We start from the raw sequence: 5,431 nt of genomic DNA, 5'->3' as shown, positions 1-5,431 counted from the left end.
AGTTCCACGGCCGCGACTTTTCATGTATGTAGTCTCCCCTAACTTAACCCGCCTGAAGTTAGCATTGCATAAGCTAACTGTCGAGGCGTTTGGCCCTGTCCGGCTCACCACTGCTCTGCCCTTCTTTTACCGCTGTTGAGGACATTTTCGGGAGTGATTGTCCGCTTCTTCGGCATACTCACAGCCGCACGTCGGGCGGTCTCACAGCAAGGCCCTACCTTAATGAAAATCATTTTCATTATCAACTCGGGCCGGGCCATCCCGGAACCGTCCGCCCGACCGGGCGGATCGGGGACGCAACCGTCCGCACCGGCGCGGTCATAGCGGCGACTCCTTGACGATGGGGTGAGCTCGACGGTCGCCACTGCCGGATTGCCGGCACGACGATCACGCAGCCAGTAGTCGGCTGGCGGGCCGCAAAAGTTCCGCGCTGATCGCTTTGCCAGCTGCCCGGCAACATCGGCGCCGAGGGGCCGTCGCCGAACTCGTCACCGGTCAGGGTGGTCAACCCGCGGCCGCGGCGGCCGGCCCGATTCACGGAAAACTCATGAAAAACCGGCCGCGATCGTGATCACGGCCGGTTTTCGTTGCGACGTGTCACTCTCGGACGGCGCGCACCAGGGTGTTGCGGGCGATCATCGGGCCGGCCTCGGTGTCCGGGCCGGGTACCGGACGCCCGACCTCGCGCAGGTAATCGGCCAGCGGAGTGCCGACCGCGGTCCAGCCGTGCTGGCCGAACCATTCGGTGGCGGGTGCGTGCTGCTCGTTGTAGACGAGCTGGAAGAACACCCGGCCGTCGCCCTGCTCTGTGGCCGCGCGTTCTTCGGCCACGGCGGCCTCGAAGTCCTCGGGTTTCATCGGGGCGCCGTCCTCGACGGCGACGTGACTGCCGTGACCGGCCAGGCCGTCGATGCCGGTGAACAGCTGCTCCTGGGCGGCAGCCGGGAGATAGATCAGCAGACCCTCGGCGATCCATGCGGACGGCTTGGCGGGATCAAAGCCGCTGTCACGCAACGCTTGCGGCCAGTCCTCACGCAGATCGATGGCGATCTCCCGGCGCTCGGCACGCGGTTGGGCGCCGGCATCGGTGAGCACCTCGCGCTTGAAGTCGAGCACCTGCGGCTGGTCGAGCTCGAAGATGGTCGTCGCGCCCGGCCAGTCCAAGCGGTAGGCGCGCGAGTCCAGGCCCGCGGCCAGGACGACCACCTGTCGCACTCCCGCGTCCGCCGCGCGGCGGAAGTATTCGTCGAAGTACTTGGTGCGGGCGCCCTGGAAGTTGACGAAGTTCTCGCCGAAGTCAGCGGTCTTCAGCTGGTGGTCGGGGTCCTTGCCGTCGAGCACGTCCGCCCACGAACCGCCCACGGCGCGGCAGAAGACCTCCGCGTATGGATCGACGGCCAGCGGGTCCGGCTTTTGCGCCTCCAATGCCCGCGCTGTTGCCACGAACAACGCGGTGGAGCCCACGCTCGTGGTGATGTCCCAGGTATCGCCTTCGCTTCGCATCCGACCCACACTACGCCGCGTCACCGACACGCGTGTTGCGGTGGCGCGCAACACGAATGGCCTCGCCGCGGCCACCGACCGTCAGCGCCGGCCGTAGCGGCGGTGGAACCTCTCCACCTGTCCGGCGCTGTCGACGATGCGGCGAGCGCCGGTCCAGAACGGATGTGAATCCGAGGTGATCTCGACGACGATCAATGGATAGGTGCGGGCCCCGTGCCGTGTTTGCCACTCGACGGTGCGCGAACTGTCAAGCGTCGATCGGGTTAGGAACATCGCACCGGTGGTTGCGTCCTGGAAGACGACGGGGTGGTAGTCGGGATGTACGCCGGGCTTCATGACGGGTCGGTGTCCTGCCCGATGCGCCGGGCCGCGTTGTCGGCCGCCTCCGCCCGCTCCCCGCACGGCTCCTCATGCCAGTCACCGAACGGGTCGTCGTAGCCGAGCCAGTCACGCGGACGGCTCATCTCCGCGTCGGTCAGCAGCGCACCATGCAGGCCGTCGAGGATGTCGGCCGGTTTCGCGCCGCACACCAGGATGGTCATCGCCGTGTGCCGGTCGCCGTACCGGTCATCCCAGGCCAGTTCGGCGAAAGTTCGTCGCTCGACGTCGATTCCGTCGAGCTCGCGGCCACCCATGACGGCCAGCCACTTGCCCGCGGAGCTGACCCGCAGCCCGGCGCCGGCCGATTCCAACCACATCGCCCGGTCGGGCTGGCTGGCCAGCCAGAGCCGCCCGCGGGTTCTGATCACACCATCGAGCAGCAGATCCAGGCAGTCGTGCAGGCGCTGCGGATGGAAGGGCCGTCGGGAACCGAACTCCACCAAGTTGATTGGACCGCGTGACTCCAGCGGGGGCTGGCCGGCCAGCAGCGGCCCGTGCGGGTCGTCGCTGCGGCCGCGGCGCGCGTCGCGATACGGGTTGTTCAGCGCATCCTCGAGACCGTCGGCACCCACCTGCAGGCGAGCGCGCGGGGACAACCGGCGCAGCACGGCGGCGACGAACGGATTGGGACGGTTGAGCACCGCCACATCGGCGAATTCGGCCTGCCCGATCACCACCTGGGCCTCGGTGCGCCCGTCGTCCAATTCGTCCTCACCCAGCGCCTGGTTCAGCCACGCCGACGAGTCGACGCAGGCCACCACCGCGGCGATCGATACGTCCAGGGCCGCCGGCCCGTCGACGTATCCGGGCGCCACACGCACCCGAACGTGCTTGATGGCCAAACAGATTGGTTCGGGCTCCAGCCAGGGCCCCAGGTGCACGACGATCCGGTCGACGTCGTCGCGCCGGTGCAACTGACGCAGCAACACCAACAGGTCGTTGCGGATGGTGCACGAGATACAGCCATGCGCGAGTTCCAGGCCGCTCTCGTTGGACGTCAAGACGCCGTCGGACAGCGACGCTGTCGTTCGGCGCACCACATGACCGTCGAAGGAGTGCTCGATCACCAGCGTTCCCGGGGTGCGCAACAGCGCACCCACGACGGGTTCGGTGTCCCTCTGGCCGGTGACCAGGATGACGGGCGTCTGCATCGTCCTCCTTATTGATAATGGTTTTCATCTAGGTTCCACATACGGTACCGTTCGGGTCGGGCCTTGTCGAAAACGATTTTCAATAAGCGCAACGGAGGTGCAGGTGTCCGCCCACTGTCAGGTGACCGGCCGTCGACCGAGTTTCGGTAGGGCGGTGTCGCATTCCCATCGCCGGACCCCGCGGCGCTTCTCCCCCAACATCCAGCGCAAGACGTACTACCTGCCCTCCGAGGACCGCCGGATCCGGCTGCGCGTCAGCGCCAAGGGCATCAAGGTGATCGACCGCGACGGCATCGAGGCGGTCGTGGCCCGGTTGCGTCGCGAGGGGCAGCGAATCTGATGGCCCGCAACGAGATTCGTCAGCTGGTCAAACTGCGCTCCACCGCGGGCACCGGATACACCTACATCACCCGCAAGAACCGACGCAACGACCCCGACCGGCTGATGCTGCGCAAGTACGACCCCGTCATCCGCCGCCACGTCGACTTCCGCGAGGAGCGCTGAACATGGCCAAGAAATCCAAGATCGTCAAGAACGAGCGCCGTCGCGCGATCGTGGCGCGTTACGCCGAACGCCGGGCCGAACTCAAGGAGGTCATCCGCGCACCGGCGAGCACCGCCGAGCAGCGGGCGGCGGCACGAGAAGCGTTGGCCCGCCAGCCCCGCGACGCCAGCTCCGTGCGGGTCCGCAACCGCGACGCCGTCGACGGGCGTCCCCGCGGCCACCTGCGCAAGTTCGGGTTATCGCGGGTGCGGGTCCGCGAATTGGCGCACGCCGGGCAGCTACCCGGCGTGCGGAAGGCGAGCTGGTGATGGCCCGGAAAGCCGCCCGCATCCGCCGGCTCGCGCTACCGCCCGGCCGGTCACCGAAAAAGAATGCGCTGCGCACCCTGGGACTGGACGCGGTGGACTACAAGGACACCGCGACGCTGCGCATCTTCATCTCCGAACGCGGCAAGATCCGGTCCCGCCAGGTGACCGGCCTGACCGTCCGGCAGCAACGACAGGTCGCGACGGCCATCAAGAACGCCCGTGAAATGGCGCTGCTGCCCTACCCCGGCCCGCACACACCGCGATGACCTCCCCGCGCCGCGGCACCGCCCGTCCCTTCACCGTGATCGTCTGCGCCGCTTGCGCGGTCGCCGGCGAACTGTCGGTGATCGACGAGCTGCGGCCGGCGATTCGGCGCTGCCCGCACTCCATGCTGGTCACCGCCTCCTGCATGCTCGGACCACTCACCTGCGCGTCCCGCCCGACCGGCGGCGGTGTCATGGCCGTGCTGCAGCCCTGCACGAACGACCGGGTGGCCTGCGGCCCGGCCCAGTGGATCGGCCCCATCGCCGACGGCGACGCGGCCGCCGAACTGCGCGAGTGGCTCGAGCTCGGACAGTGGGAAACCGCGCCCGTCCCGGATCGACTCGGGGGCCATCAACGCTGGACAGGCGGTCAAGGCAACTGACGGTCAGCGCGGATAGGCGTAGGGGTTGGGCGGGGCATCGACTCGGGTGACGGCGGTCGCCTGCAGCGTCGGGATGGCCGGCGAATTGGGTTGTCGCGGTGCGGGTATGACCTGACCCTGCACCCGGATCCAGGTGTTGTCCGGTAGGCCGGAGGCGCCCCCGGCGGCCGGGCCGCGCAGATGGATGCGGGCCAGCTGGGCGTCGGCCGCACAACAGATGATGACGATGCGGCCAAGGTCGACGCCCTGCGCCTCGTTGAGCACGAAGCCGGTGACGGTGATCGTTCGGTTCGTCAACGATCCGGTCGTGTCGTGCGCTTCTCGCATCAGCACCTCGGGCAGCGAGACTTCCGGCGCAGGGCCCGGCGGCAGCGGTGAAAACGATTTGTTCAGAACGTCATTGGACACCGACGTCACCGACGGGGCGGCCGCCGAGGGCCGCAGCGCCGGCGGCGCCACGAACATCAGCACCAGCACCGCGACCACCAACAGCCAGGCGATGCCCCGCCGGTGGGAATGCTCGTGGCCGTGCTCGCCGGCCGCGTCAGCGGTCCGGGGTCCACCGCGGCGGATGTCGCCGATGATCGCCACCAGCGCCAAACCGATGAGCACCACCGCCGATACGGCGAGCCACGGCAACAGGCCCGGCTTGACGTAACGGGTGAACACCCCCGACGCGGTGATCATGGCGATGCTGATACCCACCAACAGCAACACCGTGTTCTCGGCTTCGCGACTCATCACCGGGCTCCCAACACGAAAAGCCCTATGACACAGGCACTCACCGTTGCCACCAGGAACGTGCACGGCGCAAAGCGTGCGGCGAACGCCCGGCCGAACATGCCCGCCTGCATGGCGAACAGCTTGACGTCGACGGCCGGACCGACGACAAGAAACACCAGCCGGGGCAACAGCGGCACCATGGTCATGCTGGCCGC

Annotated in this window: 10 protein-coding genes and 1 pseudogene; 5 read left to right on the top strand and 6 right to left on the bottom strand. The window is 68.0% G+C overall.

The genetic code is table 11. The features are described from left to right. Positions 1–241: 241 nt before the first annotated feature. The 4 genes from A9W96_RS32720 to mrf form a co-directional block, all read right to left on the bottom strand. Entirely contained in the window at positions 242–538 is a 297-nt protein-coding gene (locus tag A9W96_RS32720) for a hypothetical protein (RefSeq protein ID WP_231998010.1), read from the bottom strand. A 59-nt stretch (positions 539–597) separates the two neighbouring features. Further along, the gene (locus A9W96_RS18435; protein WP_066872849.1) at positions 598–1,503 is read right to left on the bottom strand and encodes a class I SAM-dependent methyltransferase; all 906 of its coding nucleotides are present in this window, start codon (positions 1,501–1,503) and stop codon (positions 598–600) included. A gap of 81 nt (positions 1,504–1,584) precedes the next feature. Further along, positions 1,585–1,839, bottom strand: coding sequence for a type B 50S ribosomal protein L31 (locus A9W96_RS18430; protein WP_066872851.1), 255 nt, complete (start codon positions 1,837–1,839; stop codon positions 1,585–1,587). Then, entirely contained in the window at positions 1,836–3,035 is a 1,200-nt protein-coding gene (gene mrf / locus A9W96_RS18425; RefSeq protein ID WP_067141902.1) for a ribosome hibernation factor-recruiting GTPase MRF, read from the bottom strand. Before mrf ends, A9W96_RS18430 begins: the two co-directional genes overlap by 4 nt. 103 nt (positions 3,036–3,138) lie before the next feature. Between mrf and rpmB the strand changes: the two genes are divergently transcribed. Genes rpmB through A9W96_RS18400 form a run of 5 tightly spaced genes read left to right on the top strand, consistent with a single transcriptional unit; the run spans position 3,139 to position 4,493 of the window. Then, on the top strand, positions 3,139–3,375 hold the full coding sequence (rpmB, locus tag A9W96_RS18420) for a 50S ribosomal protein L28 (RefSeq protein ID WP_066872881.1): 237 nt from the start codon (positions 3,139–3,141) through the stop codon (positions 3,373–3,375). After that, on the top strand, positions 3,375–3,539 hold the full coding sequence (gene rpmG / locus A9W96_RS18415; protein WP_066872855.1) for a 50S ribosomal protein L33: 165 nt from the start codon (positions 3,375–3,377) through the stop codon (positions 3,537–3,539). The genes rpmB and rpmG overlap by 1 nt, the downstream gene beginning before the upstream one ends. A gap of 2 nt (positions 3,540–3,541) precedes the next feature. After that, a complete protein-coding gene (rpsN, locus tag A9W96_RS18410; RefSeq protein WP_066872857.1) occupies positions 3,542–3,847 on the top strand; it encodes a 30S ribosomal protein S14 in 306 nt (101 codons plus the stop codon). Continuing rightward, positions 3,847–4,113: a 30S ribosomal protein S18 gene (rpsR, locus tag A9W96_RS18405; RefSeq protein ID WP_067141899.1), complete on the top strand. Its 267-nt coding sequence runs from the start codon at positions 3,847–3,849 to the stop codon at positions 4,111–4,113. Before rpsN ends, rpsR begins: the two co-directional genes overlap by 1 nt. Beyond that, a complete protein-coding gene (locus A9W96_RS18400; RefSeq protein WP_066876387.1) occupies positions 4,110–4,493 on the top strand; it encodes a hypothetical protein in 384 nt (127 codons plus the stop codon). The genes rpsR and A9W96_RS18400 overlap by 4 nt, the downstream gene beginning before the upstream one ends. 3 nt (positions 4,494–4,496) lie before the next feature. Here A9W96_RS18400 and A9W96_RS18395 read toward each other — a convergent pair whose 3' ends face one another. Both A9W96_RS18395 and A9W96_RS18390 read right to left on the bottom strand, forming a co-directional pair. Next, the gene (locus tag A9W96_RS18395; protein ID WP_066872866.1) at positions 4,497–5,234 is read right to left on the bottom strand and encodes a TIGR03943 family protein; all 738 of its coding nucleotides are present in this window, start codon (positions 5,232–5,234) and stop codon (positions 4,497–4,499) included. Next, a pseudogene (locus tag A9W96_RS18390) lies at positions 5,234–5,431 on the bottom strand (permease); the annotation flags it as partial. The gene A9W96_RS18395 and the pseudogene A9W96_RS18390, both read right to left, overlap by 1 nt.

It is taken from the genome of Mycobacterium sp. 1245852.3, from assembly GCF_001669335.1.
GTDB classification, from domain to species: domain Bacteria; phylum Actinomycetota; class Actinomycetes; order Mycobacteriales; family Mycobacteriaceae; genus Mycobacterium; species Mycobacterium europaeum_A.
Note: the sequence above shows the minus strand (reverse complement) of the source record. Positions and strands in the feature narration are given on the sequence as shown.

Coding starts and splice junctions, on each gene's coding strand:
- A9W96_RS18435 (WP_066872849.1), bottom strand. CDS start 1,503: ATGCGAAGCGAAGGCGATACCTGGGACATCACCACGAGCGTGGGCTCC.
- rpmG (WP_066872855.1), top strand. CDS start 3,375: ATGGCCCGCAACGAGATTCGTCAGCTGGTCAAACTGCGCTCCACCGCG.
- rpsN (WP_066872857.1), top strand. CDS start 3,542: ATGGCCAAGAAATCCAAGATCGTCAAGAACGAGCGCCGTCGCGCGATC.
- A9W96_RS18395 (WP_066872866.1), bottom strand. CDS start 5,234: ATGAGTCGCGAAGCCGAGAACACGGTGTTGCTGTTGGTGGGTATCAGC.
- rpsR (WP_067141899.1), top strand. CDS start 3,847: ATGGCCCGGAAAGCCGCCCGCATCCGCCGGCTCGCGCTACCGCCCGGC.
- mrf (WP_067141902.1), bottom strand. CDS start 3,035: ATGCAGACGCCCGTCATCCTGGTCACCGGCCAGAGGGACACCGAACCC.
- A9W96_RS18430 (WP_066872851.1), bottom strand. CDS start 1,839: ATGAAGCCCGGCGTACATCCCGACTACCACCCCGTCGTCTTCCAGGAC.
- A9W96_RS18400 (WP_066876387.1), top strand. CDS start 4,110: ATGACCTCCCCGCGCCGCGGCACCGCCCGTCCCTTCACCGTGATCGTC.